Source organism: Halomonas sp. 3A7M, assembly GCF_014897875.1.
GTDB lineage: Bacteria > Pseudomonadota > Gammaproteobacteria > Pseudomonadales > Halomonadaceae > Vreelandella.
Genome location: NZ_JABUZD010000166.1, coordinates 63,485 through 79,829, shown reverse-complemented (window position 1 = coordinate 79,829; position 16,345 = coordinate 63,485). Strand labels below are relative to the sequence as shown.

10 protein-coding genes are annotated in these 16,345 nt (G+C 53.0%); 9 read left to right on the top strand and 1 reads right to left on the bottom strand.

All coding sequences use genetic code 11. The annotated features are described in order from the left end of the window. The first annotated feature begins 5 nt into the window (after nucleotides 1-5). Entirely contained in the window at nucleotides 6-2,018 is a 2,013-nt protein-coding gene (locus INT19_RS16430) for a TRAP transporter permease (RefSeq protein WP_193061525.1), read from the top strand. A gap of 79 nt (nucleotides 2,019-2,097) precedes the next feature. Here INT19_RS16430 and INT19_RS16425 read toward each other — a convergent pair whose 3' ends face one another. Further along, complete coding sequence (locus INT19_RS16425; RefSeq protein ID WP_193061524.1) at nucleotides 2,098-4,626, bottom strand: penicillin-binding protein 1A; 2,529 nt, start codon at nucleotides 4,624-4,626, stop codon at nucleotides 2,098-2,100. 193 nt (nucleotides 4,627-4,819) lie between these two features. On the opposite strand from INT19_RS16425, the gene pilM reads away from it, so the two are divergent. The 8 genes from pilM to gltB all read left to right on the top strand — a co-directional run bounded on the left by pilM (nucleotide 4,820) and on the right by gltB (nucleotide 16,317). Beyond that, nucleotides 4,820-5,881: a type IV pilus assembly protein PilM gene (gene pilM, locus INT19_RS16420; protein ID WP_193061523.1), complete on the top strand. Its 1,062-nt coding sequence runs from the start codon at nucleotides 4,820-4,822 to the stop codon at nucleotides 5,879-5,881. Continuing rightward, entirely contained in the window at nucleotides 5,878-6,447 is a 570-nt protein-coding gene (locus INT19_RS16415; RefSeq protein ID WP_193061522.1) for a PilN domain-containing protein, read from the top strand. The genes pilM and INT19_RS16415 overlap by 4 nt, the downstream gene beginning before the upstream one ends. Further along, a complete protein-coding gene (locus INT19_RS16410; RefSeq protein ID WP_193061521.1) occupies nucleotides 6,444-7,070 on the top strand; it encodes a type 4a pilus biogenesis protein PilO in 627 nt (208 codons plus the stop codon). The genes INT19_RS16415 and INT19_RS16410 overlap by 4 nt, the downstream gene beginning before the upstream one ends. Beyond that, nucleotides 7,067-7,588, top strand: coding sequence for a pilus assembly protein PilP (locus tag INT19_RS16405; RefSeq protein ID WP_193061520.1), 522 nt, complete (start codon nucleotides 7,067-7,069; stop codon nucleotides 7,586-7,588). Before INT19_RS16410 ends, INT19_RS16405 begins: the two co-directional genes overlap by 4 nt. Nucleotides 7,589-7,622: 34 nt before the next feature. Then, the gene (gene pilQ / locus INT19_RS16400) at nucleotides 7,623-9,668 is read left to right on the top strand and encodes a type IV pilus secretin PilQ (RefSeq protein WP_193061519.1); all 2,046 of its coding nucleotides are present in this window, start codon (nucleotides 7,623-7,625) and stop codon (nucleotides 9,666-9,668) included. Continuing rightward, nucleotides 9,668-10,234 carry a shikimate kinase AroK gene (gene aroK, locus INT19_RS16395; RefSeq protein ID WP_038481630.1) on the top strand — a complete coding sequence of 189 codons (567 nt, stop codon included), beginning with the start codon at nucleotides 9,668-9,670 and terminating at the stop codon, nucleotides 10,232-10,234. Before pilQ ends, aroK begins: the two co-directional genes overlap by 1 nt. After that, the gene (aroB, locus tag INT19_RS16390) at nucleotides 10,231-11,337 is read left to right on the top strand and encodes a 3-dehydroquinate synthase (RefSeq protein ID WP_193061518.1); all 1,107 of its coding nucleotides are present in this window, start codon (nucleotides 10,231-10,233) and stop codon (nucleotides 11,335-11,337) included. Before aroK ends, aroB begins: the two co-directional genes overlap by 4 nt. A 522-nt stretch (nucleotides 11,338-11,859) precedes the next feature. Next, on the top strand, nucleotides 11,860-16,317 hold the full coding sequence (gene gltB, locus INT19_RS16385) for a glutamate synthase large subunit (protein ID WP_193061517.1): 4,458 nt from the start codon (nucleotides 11,860-11,862) through the stop codon (nucleotides 16,315-16,317). The last annotated feature ends 28 nt before the right edge of the window (nucleotides 16,318-16,345 follow it).

Here is a 16,345-nt window from a genome sequence, read left to right as displayed (position 1 = left end):
CGTTCATGAACGAATCCACTCCACCGCCGGTTGTGATGCCCGGCGCGAATGCGATGCAGCCCCGCATGGTTCTGTGGTGTATCACCGTGGTTGCGGTGGGGCTTTCACTCTTCCAGCTCTATTCTGCTGGTATCCAGCCCCTTGGGCTTTTCTATCAACGCAGTATTCACTTAGCGTTGATTATGTTGCTGGCATTTTTGATGTTTCCTGTGTTTGGGCCAACGCGCAAACGTGGAGTGCTGGGGTGGGGCATTGATCTAATTTTCTTTGCTGGGGCTTTGACTACCGGTGGCTATCTGGTGCTCTTTTTGGATGAGATTATCAATCGAGCCGGCTTCTGGAGTGACACCGATATTTTAGTGGCCTGTATTGCGACGGTTACCGTGTTGGAAGCAAGTCGTCGAGCCGTTGGGTTTGGCATGACGGTGATCGGCCTGCTTGCCATTATCTACGCATTTTCAGGGCCTAGGGGTGAACTGCCATGGCTAGGCGAATGGATGCCCGGCATTTTAGAGCATCGAGGCTATACCTTGGAGCGCGTCGCAGGGCAGCTCTATTTAGGGCAAGAAGGCATCTTTGGTCTGCCTTTGGGTGTTGCGGCGACCTACATCTTTATATTCGTACTCTTTGGTGCCTTTTTGGAAAGCACTGGCGCTGGCAAGTTTTTTATTGATATGGCCTATGCGGCCACTGGCCGCCAGCGGGGCGGCCCCGCGAAAGCTGCCGTGCTGGCTTCAGCCGGTATGGGCTCTATTTCGGGTAGTGCGATTGCCAACGTGGTGACCACCGGGGCATTTACCATTCCGCTGATGAAAAAGCTGGGCTATCAGCCAAAACAGGCGGGAGGAATAGAAGCAGCCGCCTCTACCGGTGGGCAAATTATGCCGCCTTTAATGGGGGCGGGGGCGTTTTTAATTGCGGAATATACCAACACGCCCTATTTGGAAATCGTTAAAGTCAGCATTCTGCCGGCGATTATGTACTTTGCAACGGTGTATCTATTTGTCCATATCATTGCATTGAAGCAGGGAATGCAGGGATTGGCGAAAAGCGAGTTGCCGCAAATGCGCCAAGTCATGAAAGATGGCTGGCACTTCCTGCTTCCTCTAGCGGTGCTAGTGTGGCTGCTAGCGATGAGTATGTCGCCAATGCGCGTGGGGTATTACGCCGTTGTCACGATCATCGCTGTGGCGGTTCTTCGCTATGCGCTTTGGTACTTCTTTATTGCTCCCAAGCAAGGTCAGCCGGTCACCATGAGCCGCACCAAAGGTGTGGTGTGGGCGGGGCTCGTTAAGTTGGTTCAGGGGTTGGAGCTGGGGGCGCGGAATGCCGTTGCGGTTTCTATGGCTTGTGCCGTGGCCGGGATTATTGTCGGCGTTGTGGGCCTGACAGGGCTAGGATTGAAGTTTTCCTCAATGATGCTGGCTTTTTCTGGCGGCAACCTAGTGTTGGCGTTGGTGATGGTGCTGCTGGCAAGCTTGATTTTGGGGATGGGACTGCCGGTTACCGCGAGCTATATTGTCTTGATTGTGCTGGTGGGCCCAGCGTTGACCGCTGAATTTGGAGTGCCGCTACTGATTGCTCACTTAGTGGTGTTCTGGTACTCCCAAGATTCCAATGTGACACCGCCTATCGCTCTGGCCGGTTTTGCGGGGGCCGCAATTGCAGGCAGTAAACCCATGGAGACTGGCTTCCAAGCCTGGAAATTTGCCAAAGGTCTCTATTTAATTCCGCTATTTATGGTGTTTAATCCAGAAATCATTGTCGGTGGCCCCGTGCCAGTGGTGGTTTGGAATGCGTTGATTGCTATTCTGGCGCTGTGTGCATTTGCTGCCGCGCTTGAAGGTTATCTGTTTACCAAGATGTCTTGGTTACCGCGTTTGGCGATTGGCGCTGCTATTTTCGGGGTTTTCTACCCAAATCTGCTAACGGAAATTGCGGGTGTGGTGGTGATGATTGCCGCGATTGGTGCCAACTGGTTTGCCAGCAAGCGAGAACGTCTGCCGATGGACGGCTAATCGTAGGGCGTTAATGTACGCCATAAAAAAAGCCCGGAGACCATTAGGTCTCCGGGCTTTTGCTTTGTGCAGGTACGGCTTAGAAAATGGACTCTGCGGTACCAGACCCCTGCGAGCCACTAGCTTCTTCCAGTTCACGACTAATGCGACGTTGCTGGTAGCCGGGAAGATGGTCACGGTGGAAGAGCTCAGAAATGCCCCCTGACTGACCATCCGCCAAGCGGTATCCGGTGGAGGGGTCTACCCGTGCGCTAACAACAGTATCCGGGCGTTCGGGGATCGCTGATGGGGTGCCTTCTAGTGCATCGCCCATAAAGTCAACCCAGATAGGTAGTGCTGCGTTAGAGCCATATTCAGCGGTGGACTCATTGCTATCTTTTCCTACCCATACTGTGGTCACTAAGTCGCTGTTAAAGCCTGCGAACCAGGCATCACGCTGGTTATTGGTGGTACCCGTTTTGCCGACGATATCGTCGCGGTTCAGGCTAAGAGCACCACGACCGGTGCCAGACGTAATGACGTCACGCAGCATGTCGCGCAGAATATAGACAGCAGCAGGGTCAGCGACCCGAGCAGCTACTGGGTACTCCTTGCCGTCGATTTCAACTGTTTCCTGCCCCTCAGCGCAGCTAGGGCAGGCAACCTGAGGCGTTGCTTCATCCACAAGTTCCTCATCATCGTTACGCGTGACGCGTTCAATAAACCATGGCGCGACCTGAAAACCACCGTTGGCAAGAACGGAATACGCGTTGGTCATTTCCAGGGGCGTTAAACTGGCGCTGCCCAAGGCGAGTGACAGCCCGCGTGGTAGGCGGTCGGGGGAGAAGCCAAATCCTTCTAGGTAGCGAATAGTATGGTCCAATCCCGTAGCTTGAAGCACACGGATGGTGACCAAGTTACGCGAACGAGCAAGCGCTGTTCGCAAGCGCATCGGGCCTAGGAAATCACGGCTTGAATTGACTGGGCGCCATAATGAATTACTACCGTCATCTAGTACGACGGGGGAATCATTGACCACGCTTGCTGCGTTCATACCGCCATCTTCTAGGGCAGCAAGATAGATGAACGGTTTAAAGATGGAGCCGGATTGACGCTGGGCCTGGATGGCACGGTTGAACTTACTGGCATTAAAATCAAACCCGCCTTGTAAGGCTAAAATAGCGCCAGTGCGTGGATCTTGTGCAACCAAGGAACCTTCGGCGTCGGGGCGCTGCGACAAGCGTAGCGATCCATCTTCGTTTTCAATCACGCGGACTAAGTCGCCGCGAACAGCAATTTGATCTGCGCTACTTGGTTCGGCACCACGACTGCGTGGGCTCAAATAGGGGCGTGCCCAGTTTAGGCCGCTCCAGGCAATCGTTTGCAGTTCGCCACCGCGAGTAAGTACCTGCATTTCACGGCCACTGCTCTCAACCACAATCGCAGGCTGAAGCAGGCCATAGTTGGGCGTGCGCTCTAATACCTGCAGCCAGTTGCTGACGTCACCATCGACACCCTCAACTTGTGTTTGGCTACGCTCAGCTGCTTGGCGAGCGGTTTGACGAATTTCCGGTGATTCTGAAAGTTCCTCTTCAAGCCCTTGAGTAGCGGTTTGCTCTTGAGCTTCTACCAAGCTGGCTGCGATATCTTGCTGTTCTGAGCCTCGCCAGCCATGGCGAAGGTCGTAAGCCAGCAGGCCATTTGCTAATGCTTGGTGAGCATAGGGCTGCATTTCGCTATCAATCGTGGTGTAAATTCGGTAGCCACCGGTATACGCCTTATCTCCAAATCGTTCGATAGCATATTGGCGAGCCATTTCTGAAACATAAGCCGCGTCTACTTCGGTTTGGGTGTAGTGCCGGCGGGCTGTCACCGGCTCCTGCACAGCCGCTAGATAAGCATCATTATCAATATGTCCTAGCTCGCGCATGCGGAACAGAATCCAGTTGCGGCGAATAAGCGAGCGTTCTGAATTAGCCAGTGGGTTAAAGGCTGAGGGTGCTTTAGGCAGTCCCGCGATCATTGCCGTTTGAGCCAGCGTTAATTCAGCCAATGGCTTGTCATAATAAGTTTCTGATGCGGCTGCGATGCCATAGGCGCGATGACCGAGAAATATCTTGTTGACGTAGAGCTCGAAGATTTCATCTTTATCAAGAATCTGCTCCATTTGTAGGGCAAGCAGAATCTCGCGAATTTTCCGCGTGAATGTCTGGTCAAGCGTCAACATATAGTTACGCGCAACCTGCATGGTAATGGTCGAGCCGCCAGACTGAATGGAGCCGCCACTCTGGATCAGTTCAACCGCCGCCCTGGCGATACCACGAGGATCAACGCCTGCATGATCAAAGTAACTGGCATCTTCCGCTGCGATCAGTGCGTTGATCATATCCTGTGGGATATCAGCGAAGTCGACGGGCATACGGCGCTCTTCGCCAAATTCACCAATGAGTTTGCCATCATTGGTGAAGATGCGAAGCGGTGTATGTAGCTCGAAATCTTGCAGCTGGCGCACATCAGGCAGGCCAGGGGAAAAATAGATAGCGGCGCCCACCACTGCCAACACGGTGGCGCCAATGAGCGCAACGATTAGCGAAAAAAGTGACAGGATGAGGGTTCGAAAAAACGTCATGAACAGAGTGCACCCGTGAAAAGGAGAATAGACACGGTAACTAAACGACCGTATCACGCAATTGGCTGCCATTATAGGAAGGCGAGGCAGCAGTCACCAGTGTTGATATGCCGTAATGCCATTCGCGTGTGACTTCACTAAAAATCATGTAACCTCAAAATTCGCACGATAGGCAGGCGGGGCCGAACCCAGGATGCGTTTACTCAAGCCCGGTAAAGGGTTGATTGGAGTCGATATTACATCGGCGACTGTCAAGCTGTTAGAGCTCAAACAGTCTAACGATAACTACCAAGTAGACAGCTACGCTGTTCAACCGCTGCGAGAAGGTGCAGTTGTTGAGCGCCGCATCCGCGACATTAATGAAGTGGCGAGCGTGCTTCGGCGTACTGTCGAGCATGCAAAGCCCTTTACTCGTAAAGCAGCAGTGGCCGTCCCAGCGAGCGCTGCCATTACTAAAACGCTTACTTTTCCTGCTTCGTTAAGCGAAGAGGAGATCGAAGAGCGAATAACCGCCGAATCTGACCGCTATATTCCCTTTCCGTTCAGTGAGGTGGCGTTTGATTTTCAGTGTCTAGGTCCTGCTCCTTTCGATGAGAGCCAGCAAGAAGTTGTATTAGTAGCGTGTCGTCAGCAAGACGTGACTCTGCTTACCGAAACGCTAGAGCGTGCGGGGCTGGAGCCTGCCGCTGTCGATGTAGAGACGTTCGCTTTAGAGCGCGCATTGGCCGAGCTACGTAAGCAGTCAAACGTGGCAAACGACTCAACTGCTTGTGTGGGGCTATTCGACATCGGAGCCAATATGAGCGCCTTCCATGTCGTACGGGGTGGGCATATCGTTTATAGCCGTGATACAGCGTTTGGCGGACGCCAGCTAACAGATGCCATCCGCGAGTATTACAACATGAGCATAGAAGAGGCGGGCGTTGCTAAAAAGCGTGGTGGTCTACCTAGCGACTACCAAGAGAAAGTGCTCACGCCTTTTATAGAAACGGTGATACAGCAGGGGAGACGCTCGCTGCAGCTTTATTACACCGCGGGTCGTCAGCATGAGGTGCAACATACTGTACTCGCGGGTGGTTCTAGTGTCATTCCAGGCCTCGCTGAGCGTATTGCTGATGATAGCGGTATGTCGGTGAGTATCGCCAACCCATTGCAGCGTTTACGCATTAACAAACGACTCAGTGAAGAAGCGTTAAGAAACGCTGCCCCAGCGATGCTAACGGCGGGTGGGTTAGCGATGCGAGTTAGCCAATGAGCATTAATATTAATCTTTTACCCTGGCGTGAGGGGTGGCGAGAGAGACGGACGCGGCAATTTTACGGTGTTATGTTGTTTATGTTGCTGCTGGGCGTGGCGTGTGGCGTTGTGGTATTGCACGTATACCAACAGCAGTTAGCTGCCCAGCAGCAGCGCAATGCCCATATCTCTACTCGTATTGAGCAGTTAGACAATGAAATCGCTGATGTACAACGCTATCAGAGCGATATCGGGCGGTTGGAAGAGCAACTGGCGCTGTTCCACACGCTTAATAACGAACGCATGAGTACAGTGAGGCTGTTTAACGATATTGCTGCTAGCGTCGCAGATAGGGTTGTCTATCAGCGTCTGTCACGTAGCGGACAGCAAATCAGTCTTTCAGCGGTTGCCAGTAATGAACGTCAGGTCTCTGAGCAACTACGCCAAATTGCAGCTATACCAGGGTTAGGCGTACCGCTGTTTTCCGAGGTTGCTAGTGGCCAAGATGACAGTCGGCGTGTTTTCCAGTTTGAAGTAAGGCAGCTGTCTCCTGAAGAAGCCGTTTCCATGGAGGCGGCACCATGACGCCTATCCGTAAACGCATAAAAAATGATTGGCTGCGTCTGCGAAGCGTTGAATGGCAATCGTTGGATATCAAAGAAGCAGGCGAATGGCCCTGGCTGCTTAAAGCCATGATAGCGGTACTTGTTTTTTTAGTTGCCCTATTAGTTATCAACGGGTGGCTGGTGGGGGAGGCTCGCGATTTGCTTGCAGCAGAGCAGCGTCAAGAGGAGCGTCTGCTGGTCGAGTATCGACGCAAGGCGTCTGAAGCCGCTTTTCTGCCGGATATTCGCAATCAGTTGACTGCTCTTGAAAATCAAATGGTGCAGATGCAGGCGATGCTGCCTACCAGTGCAGAAATTCCTTCTTTATTAGATAGCATCAGTGAGGCCGCTATCGAAAATCGACTAACCATTGAAACTATCCGTTTGCGACCTACGGTGAGTAACACGCACTATATAGAGCACCCCTTAGATATACAGGTACGCGGTGATTACTATGCATTGGCACAATTTGTTTCGGATATTAGCGATTTGGCGAGAATTATTACCCAGCACGATTTAACACTAGCGCCTGTTGATCAGAATGGTGACATGCTACGCATGTCGCTGCTTGCACGCACTTACAGCGAAAAGGCTGCACCATGAAGCGTTTGGTAGGCCTGCTGTGTATTGCTGGCTTAGCTGGCTGCAGTGACCCTCAGCTGGGGCAGCTAGATCAAACTCTTGCAGAAATACGCCGTACTCCTGATGGGAAAGCGCCCGAGGTAGTGAAGGAATTGCCAACGTATCAGTCGCTTGATTATCGCTTTAGCGGTGCGCGCAGTCCCTTCTTAGCACCGGAGGGTATGCGCGAAAACGTATTGCAAGTGGAGCAGGCGGTGCGCGAGTTTGCCCCCGAACAGCAGCGCGCTCAAGAGCCTTTAGAGCGTTTTCAACTCCAGACGTTGCGCTTAGTGGGTACGCTACGTATGGGAGAGCAGCAAGTTGCATTGATTGAGCCTCCCGAGGGGGAGGTTGTTAGTGTTCGAGAAGGTGATTATTTAGGCACCAACCATGGCCTTATTAACCAGATTGAACCACAAGGAATCACTATTGTTGAACGTGTTTTTAGCCCTCAGCAAGGGTGGCAGCAACGCCAGGTAACGCTCACCCTTGAGGAATAGCTTGTTCACTCGCTATCAGATATGGATATCGCTTATGGCTGCTAAATGTTATCGAACGTTGCTGTTATTAATTGCGGTAGTGCCATCGGTCTGCATGGCATCAGTGCTTACTAATGTCGATGTGCGCCAAGCTCATGGCGGTGACGTTGAGCTAGTGCTGCAGTTCAGTGGCGGCGTTGCCCAGCTAAGTGGCTATCGATTAGATGCACCTCCTCGTCTAGCGCTGGATTTGGCAGATACACAAAGTGCGCTTGCTCAACGCCGTATCGGCGTCAGTAGTAGTGTTGTTGAACAAGTGACGGTGTTAGAGGGCAGTGGGCGGACGCGTCTCGTGGTTGATTCGAATGAATCCCTTGATTATACCGCTCGAGTCGTCGGTGAGCAGTTAAGAGTCACACTAGCATCAGGTAGTTCTGTGTCTATGCCGGCACCCCAAGCGACTAACGCTATCCAGACTTCCCCGTTCATCCAGGGACCGCGTGTTGAAAATATTGATTTCCGGCGTGGAGGTGATGGTGCAGGGCGTGTCGTGGTGACATTTGATCGTGCTGGTGTGGTCGCTAATGTGCGTGAAGGTAGTGAGGGCAGCATTATTGCGGAGCTGCGTAATGTGGCGCTGCCTGATGCGCTTAACCAGGTTTACGATGTCACTGATTTTGCGACGCCGGTTACCCGTATTACCCCTCATCTTGGACAGCGTGATGTGCGGCTGGAGCTACAAACGAACGGCCCCATCGCGATGGCTTCATCGCAAAGCGGGCGTACGTTGACGATTGAAGTGCAGCCGGTGAGTCAGGCTACACAACAGCAGCGAGAACAGCAGGGAATATCTTTCACCGGAGAGCGCTTAAGCCTGAACTTTCAAGATATTGAAGTGCGTGCAGTGCTGGCCACTCTGGCAGAGTTTACTGGCCTAAACCTAGTGGCCAGTGATAGCGTTGCCGGACGCATTACGCTTAACTTGAACGATGTTCCCTGGGATCAAGCGCTAGCGCTGATCTTACAAAGCCAAGGGCTGGCAAGTCGGGAGCAGGGTAATGTGATCGTAGTGGCGCCTGCCAGCGAGTTAGCGGCTCTTGAACGGCAAGAGATAGAAACACGCAACCAACGCCAAACGCTTGCGCCATTAGTCACTGAGTTCATTGAAATAAAGTACGCCCGTGCCGAAGATCTTGCCCAACTGTTGCGTGGTAGCGACGGCTTTGGGCTGTTAACCGACCGAGGGCGAGTTAGTATTGATCAGCGTACTAACACGTTACTGGTGCAAGATACGGCAGAGCAGGTACGCACTATTATCGGCACTTTAGACCGCTTGGATGTCGCCGTCCGTCAGGTGCAAATTGAGGCAAGAATTGTCATTGCCCGAGATACCGCGTCTCGGGAGCTAGGGATTAACTGGGGCGTGTCGAGTACCCGCGGCTTTTTAGAAAACGATGATGGTACGTTTTCTCGGCGTAACCTTAACCCTAACAATATTAGCCGTGCCCAGGGTGGCCTCGCAGTAGATCTAGGTTCGGCGGCGGCTGCCAACACGGGGTTTAGTTTTGGTTATCTATCAGGGGACGTGCTGCTAGATCTTGAGCTGCGAGCGCTGGAAAGTGAGGGCAAAAGCCAGACGATTTCTCAGCCCCGAGTGATCACAGCTAACCAACGAACAGCTATTATTCGTCAAGGTGAAGAGCGGGCTTTTCAGAGCGTAGATACAGAAGGGAATCCAGATACAGAGTTCAAGGAGGCCGAGCTTTCCTTGGAGGTAACGCCACAAATTACTCCGGATAACCGCATCATTATGAATTTGGTGATTAAAAACGATAGCTTCCGGGAAAGTGAGTTTGGTGGTGAACCGCCGATTGATACCAACCAGATAGAGACCCAAGTGCTGGTCGATAATGGGCAAACGGTAGTGTTAGGCGGTATTTTGACAACAGAGCAGTTGAGCCAAATAGCGAAAACACCGCTGCTAGGAGATATTCCTTGGCTTGGGCGGCTATTCCGCTATACCGAAGAGAGCAATGAAAAGGTAGAGTTATTGGTCTTTATTACTCCACGACTACTTGATGATGGTTTGGCGGTTCGCTGATGCAAGAGTTACCCAATATTTTTTTAATTGGCCCCATGGGGGCTGGCAAGAGCACGATAGGCCGCTTACTCGCGGCTGAGTTGTCGCGCTCGTTCTTTGACAGCGATCACGCCATACAAGACCGCTGTGGTGCGGATATCCCCTGGATTTTTGACGTTGAAGGTGAGCCTGGCTTTCGTCAGCGCGAAAGTCAGATGATTGACGAGCTCACTCAGTTATCTGGTGTGGTAGTGGCTACCGGCGGTGGCGCAGTGCTGCGCGAAGAGAATCGACGTGCTCTGCGTGAGCGAGGCGCCGTGGTTTATTTGCTGACCACCGTTGACCAGCAACTGAAGCGCACTGCTAAAGATCGAAATCGACCGCTATTACAGTGTGATAATCGCGAACAGGTGCTGAACGACATGTTCGCCACACGAGATCCGCTGTATCGAGCGACATCGGATATTACGGTGCGCACGGATCGGCGCAGCCCACGTGCGGTAGTCAACGAAATTCTGCGTCGTGTCCATCGCATGGTGGACCCTCTGGAAATTGCGCGGGCTCAAAGTAAAAAGGTATCACAATGACTGACATGACAAGTGCCCAGCGTACGCTAACTGTCGCATTGGGTGAGCGTAGCTACCCGATCCATATTGGTGTTGGGCTGCTAAAGCGCGCCAATATGCTGGAGCCGTATCTCGCGGGTCAGCAGGTGATGGTAGTCACCAATGAGACTATCGCACCGCTTTATTTAGAAACGCTTTGCGTCGGTCTGCCTGGTCATTTAGACATTCGCACGGTAGTGCTACCTGACGGGGAGCAGTATAAAACCATCGAGCAGGTAAGCCGGATTTGGGATGCGCTGTTAGAGGCGGGCTTTAATCGTCGCTGTACGCTGATTGCCTTAGGGGGCGGTGTGATTGGCGATATGGTCGGTTACGCAGCGGCAGCTTATCAACGTGGCGTTGCCTTTATTCAGGTGCCTACTACGTTATTATCCCAGGTAGACTCTTCGGTGGGTGGGAAGACCGGTGTTAATCACCCGCTGGGTAAAAATATGATTGGTGCTTTTTGGCAACCAAAAGCCGTCATCGTGGATATCGACACTTTGGCCACACTGCCTAGCCGGGAGCTTTCCGCAGGCCTGGCAGAAGTGATCAAGTACGGATTAATCCGTGATGAGCGCTTCCTAAGCTGGTTGGAAGAGCATATGCAGGCGCTACGTAGTGTTGAGCCTGCGGTGATTGCCGAAGCGATTGCTCAAAGTTGTCAGATTAAAGCCGACATTGTGGCGGATGACGAAACTGAGCAGGGCGTTCGCGCGTTGTTGAACCTAGGGCACACGTTCGGTCATGCGATTGAAGCTCATCAAGGTTATGGCAACTGGTTGCACGGTGAGGCCGTGGGCGCAGGCATGGCGATGGCAGCAACGCTTTCGCATCAGCTTGGCTGGATAGATAGCAATGCACTCGCGCGTGCTAAGGCAGTTGTTGAAAGCGCTGGGCTACCACTAGCCGCGCCTGCCGGAATGTCGGCAGATGACTTTTTAGCCCGCATGAAGCTAGATAAGAAGAATATTGATACTCGGCTACGTTTGGTGCTGCTCAATGCCCTGGGCGACGCCTGCGTCAGTGACGCCACGCCGCCTGATATGCTGCGCGTGCTACTTCATCACTATCCGCGCGACTAAATGCCTAGGCGTATTGGCTATAAACAATCAAAAGCCAGTACTGTTTATTAGTACTGATAGACCGTATTGCTGATCAGTTTTAACAAACAAGGCCGCACAGAAAACCCACCATCGCGTGGGTTTTTTGTTGTCTGGCCGTTAAGTGATGATTGTTCTGTATGTAATCCGCATGCCTTATGCGCTATCGGCATGGGGTTTTTGAGCAGATTGATACTAAAGTCTAATTACGTGTTTTTATCGTTTAAATATCGTTTAGCTGCTTTGCAAGTGGTTGAAGTTAATATATTTTTTTATTAAGCGTTAATGCAAATGCAAGATTTGACAAGGTTTTTTAGGGATTGGCGGGTTCTGGGTGATTGCGCTACACGCAGGCAAATCGCTATGCTGAGCGACCTTTTCTTGAAGCGGTGGAAGCGGGAAATGCCCTATTTTTAATGGGCAGTAAGAGGTCAAAAATAAGAAAAACCCGTTACGATAACATGAAAACGCTGCTAAATAAATACGCTGACTAGAGGCACGCCCATGAATAGAGGTCTTCACCAGCCTGGCGAGTTTCGCGATAACTGTGGCTTTGGCCTTATTGCCCATATGGAAGGGCAGGCCAGCCACGACTTGCTGAAAACTGCTATTGAATCACTTACCTGCATGACCCATCGCGGCGGTATTGCGGCAGACGGAAAAACCGGTGACGGTTGCGGCCTGCTGCTGAAAATGCCGGTGCAATTCATGCGCGCTGCCGCGAAGCAAGCGCTTGATGCGGAGCTTGGCGAGCGCTTTGCTGTAGGCGTCATCTTTTTGCCAGATGACGATGCACGTGCCGCTCATGCTAAAGAAACCCTTGAGCGCGAGCTAAGCAGCCGTGGTTTAGAGGTATTGGGCTGGCGCGAAGTGCCCACCGACTCTAGCGTATGTGGCCCAATGGCGCTGGACTGTCTGCCGCGAATTGAGCAGTTGTTTGTTCAGCCAGCTAGTAGTGGAAATTTAGGCAGTGATCGCTTCGATGTCGATCTGTTTATGGCGCGCCGTTATGCAGAGCAAGCGCTACGTAGCGATGAAGACTTTTATGTTGCTTCACTCTCTTCAGAAGTTGTTTCCTATAAAGGCTTAGTCATGCCGGAAGATTTGCCGGCATTCTACAAAGACCTGAATGATCCAAGTTTGGAAACCGCCATTTGCGTGTTCCACCAGCGTTTCTCTACCAACACTGCGCCGCGCTGGCCGCTGGCCCAGCCATTCCGCCTGCTGGCTCATAATGGCGAGATCAATACGATTGAAGCCAACCGCGGCTGGGCGAACTCCCGTAAAGCCAATTTTGTTAACGAGCGCTTGCCTGATATTGCTGAGCTTGACGAAATTGTTAATACCACCGGGTCAGACTCCTCAAGCATGGATAATATGCTGGAAGTGCTGCTGACTGGCGGTATGGAGCTACATCGTGCGGTGCGCATGATGGTGCCGCCTGCTTGGCAAAACGTTGAGACCATGGACGCCGAGTTACGCGCGTTCTATGAATACAACTCCATGCACATGGAGCCTTGGGATGGCCCGGCCGGTGTGGTAATGACCGACGGTCGCCAAGCCGTTTGTATGCTGGATCGCAACGGCCTTCGTCCCGCACGCTGGGTGATTACCAAGAATGGCTACATTACGCTAGCGTCTGAGATTGGCACTTATGGTTATCGCCCTGAGGATGTCGTCGCTAAGGGTCGCGTTGGCCCAGGCCAAATGCTGGCGGTAGACACTCAGACTGGCGAAGTGCTGCACACCCAGGATATCGATAACCGCCTGAAGTCAGCTTATCCGTATAAGCGCTGGCTCAAGCAAGAAGCCAATTACCTAGAGTCAGCGCTGACTGAGCTTGCGCGTTTCCAGACAATGGACACCGACGCACTAAATGTTCAGCAGAAAATGTTCCGGGTGAGCTTTGAAGAGCGTGATCAGGTGCTGCGCCCGCTGGCAGAAAGTGGCCAGGAGGCGGTTGGCTCGATGGGTGATGATACCCCCATGGCGGTGTTGTCTAGCCGTCCGCGTCTGCTAACTGATTTCTTCCGTCAAAAGTTTGCCCAGGTGACCAATCCGCCGATCGACCCTCTGCGTGAAGCGATTGTTATGTCGCTGGAGACCTGCTGTGGTGCGGAGCTGAACGTCTTTAAGGCAACGCCTGAGCATGCCCACCGTTTGATTTTGACAACACCCGTGCTGTCACCGCGTAAATTTACTGCGCTGGTCAGCCAGGATGATCCTGCCTTTGCTAGCCACACGCTGTCACTCGGCTACGACCCGGAGCACACCAGTCTGCAGCGGGCAGTCACCTTGCTTTGCCAGGAAGCTGAAGCGCAGGTAAAAGCGGGCAAGGTGATTCTGGTGTTGACCGATGCTGACCTTCCCAAAGGACAGTTGCCCATCCAGGCGGCTTTAGCGGTGGGAGCCGTTCACTCTCATCTTGGTCGTTTGGCGCTGCGGCCGAACGCCAACATTGTGGTGGAAACCGGCTTTGCAAGGGATGCCCACCAAATGGCCGTGTTGTTTGGCGTGGGCGCAACGGCTGTGTACCCGTGGCTTGCTTACCAAGTGATGGCGGATATGCATCGCACCGGTGAGCTAACGGGCAATCCAGCTGATGCTCGTGAGAATTACCGCAAAGGTCTGCAGAAAGGGTTGTTCAAAATTCTTTCGAAAATGGGTATTTCAACGTTAGCTTCATACCGTGGCTCTATGCTGTTCGAAGCGGTGGGGCTATCCGATGAGATTATGGATACCTGCTTTGTCGGCATGGCATCCCGCATTCAGGGCGCAGGCTTTGCTGAGCTGCAAATGCAGCAAGAGCTACTGGCGAAAGATGCCTGGATTGCCCGCAAAGGCATTTCTCAAGGCGGTATGCTGAAGTATGTTCATGGCTACGAGTATCACGCCTACAACCCCGATGTTGTGAAGTCGCTCCAGGCGGCGGTGCAAGAAGGCAGCTACGCAAAGTGGAAAAAATTTGCTCAGTTGGTCAACGAGCGTCCGGTTGCCACGATTCGTGACTTGCTTAAGCTCAAACCTGCTGCAACGCCCATTCCATTAGAGGATGTTGAGCCGATTGAGGCGCTGATTCCGCGCTTTGATAGTGCCGGGATGTCGCTAGGCGCGCTGTCTCCTGAAGCTCATGAGGCGTTGGCCCAAGCGATGAACGAGGCGGGCGGGCGCTCCAACTCCGGCGAGGGCGGTGAAGACCCTGCCCGCTATGGAACCATCCGTAGTTCGAAAATCAAGCAGATTGCTTCTGGCCGCTTCGGTGTTACTCCGGCCTATTTGGTCAATGCGGAAGTGCTGCAGATCAAAGTTGCCCAGGGTGCCAAGCCCGGTGAAGGTGGCCAGTTGCCAGGTGGTAAAGTGAACCAGTTGATTGCCCGGCTGCGCTACGCGGTGCCAGGTGTGACGCTGATTTCACCGCCGCCACACCACGATATCTACTCGATTGAAGACTTGGCGCAGCTGATTTTCGATCTCAAACAAGTCAATCCAGATGCCCAGGTTTCCGTGAAATTGGTCTCTGAGCCAGGCATTGGCACCATTGCCACTGGTGTGGCGAAGGCCTATGCAGACCTGATCACTGTGTCTGGTTACGACGGTGGTACCGCGGCAAGCCCGTTGACCTCTATCAAGCACGCGGGCTCTCCTTGGGAGCTTGGGTTACCTGAAGTGCACCAAGCGCTGCGTATTAACGGCCTGCGCGATAAGATTCGCCTGCAGACTGATGGTGGTCTCAAAACGGGGCTTGATGTCGTTAAAGCGGCGATTTTGGGGGCTGAAAGCTTTGGCTTTGGTACGGCGCCGATGGTGGCGTTGGGCTGTAAGTTCCTGCGTATATGCCACCTGAATAACTGCGCCACCGGCGTAGCAACGCAAGATGACTTCCTGCGTGGTGAGCACTTCCGCGGCACTGTCGATATGGTGAAAAACTACTTCCGCTTTATTGCTGAAGAAGTGCGTGAACTGATGGCGATGTTAGGGGTGCGTCAGCTGACAGATCTGATTGGCCGCACCGATCTGCTTGAAGTATTGGAAGGCAACACGGCTGCTCAGCGTAAATTGGATCTAGCGCCACTGCTTTCGAATGATTTTGTGCCTGCAGATGCACCGCAGTTCTGTAAGGTGAGTCGTAATGTGCCCCATGACCCGGGTGCTAAGAACCAGGAAGTGTTGGCAGTACTGAAAGAGGCCATTGAAAGCCAATCTGGAGGTGAGTTTGACTTCACTATTACTAACTGTGACCGCAGCGTAGGTGCATTGAGCTCTGGCGCGATTGCCAAACGCTACGGTGAAGATGGTTTGGAATCTGCTCCGGTCACTGCGCGCTTTACCGGGGTGGCTGGACAAAGCTTCGGGGTGTGGAACGCCCGTGGCTTAAACCTCTATCTCGAGGGCGATGCCAACGACTACGTGGGCAAAGGCATGAACGGCGGCAGCATTGTGATTGTGCCGCCCAAGGTTAGTCAGTTTGAAAGCCACAAAACCGCCATTATCGGTAACACCTGCCTGTATGGTGCGACGGGCGGCACGCTGTTTGCCGCAGGTACTGCGGGTGAGCGTTTTGCCGTGCGTAACTCTGGGGCTACTGCTGTGATTGAAGGCGCAGGTGACCACTGTTGTGAATACATGACCGGTGGCTTGGTCTGCGTACTGGGTGAAACGGGCGTTAACTTTGGCGCGGGCATGACCGGTGGTTTTGCTTACGTTCTGGATGAAGACCGTACCTTTGTGGACAAGTACAACCACGAGCTGGTCGAAATCCACCGGGTCAATACCGAAGCGATGGAAGCGTATCGCCGTCATTTGCGTGAAATGATTGAAGCCTACGTTGCGGCGACAGGCTCCGCTCGGGGCGCGGCGATTCTGGAAGACTTCGGCGACTACGCGCGTCACTTCTGGCTAGTGAAGCCAAAAGCGGCAAGCTTGGGTAGTTTGCTGAATCAATCTCGGCGTCAGCCGGAATAACCCGCCAGGGCCTACGCTTCGAGGAGAG

Coding starts and splice junctions, on each gene's coding strand:
- INT19_RS16425 (WP_193061524.1), bottom strand. CDS start 4,626: ATGACGTTTTTTCGAACCCTCATCCTGTCACTTTTTTCGCTAATCGTT.
- INT19_RS16430 (WP_193061525.1), top strand. CDS start 6: ATGAACGAATCCACTCCACCGCCGGTTGTGATGCCCGGCGCGAATGCG.
- INT19_RS16410 (WP_193061521.1), top strand. CDS start 6,444: ATGACGCCTATCCGTAAACGCATAAAAAATGATTGGCTGCGTCTGCGA.
- gltB (WP_193061517.1), top strand. CDS start 11,860: ATGAATAGAGGTCTTCACCAGCCTGGCGAGTTTCGCGATAACTGTGGC.
- aroK (WP_038481630.1), top strand. CDS start 9,668: ATGCAAGAGTTACCCAATATTTTTTTAATTGGCCCCATGGGGGCTGGC.
- aroB (WP_193061518.1), top strand. CDS start 10,231: ATGACTGACATGACAAGTGCCCAGCGTACGCTAACTGTCGCATTGGGT.
- INT19_RS16415 (WP_193061522.1), top strand. CDS start 5,878: ATGAGCATTAATATTAATCTTTTACCCTGGCGTGAGGGGTGGCGAGAG.
- pilM (WP_193061523.1), top strand. CDS start 4,820: ATGCGTTTACTCAAGCCCGGTAAAGGGTTGATTGGAGTCGATATTACA.
- INT19_RS16405 (WP_193061520.1), top strand. CDS start 7,067: ATGAAGCGTTTGGTAGGCCTGCTGTGTATTGCTGGCTTAGCTGGCTGC.
- pilQ (WP_193061519.1), top strand. CDS start 7,623: ATGGCTGCTAAATGTTATCGAACGTTGCTGTTATTAATTGCGGTAGTG.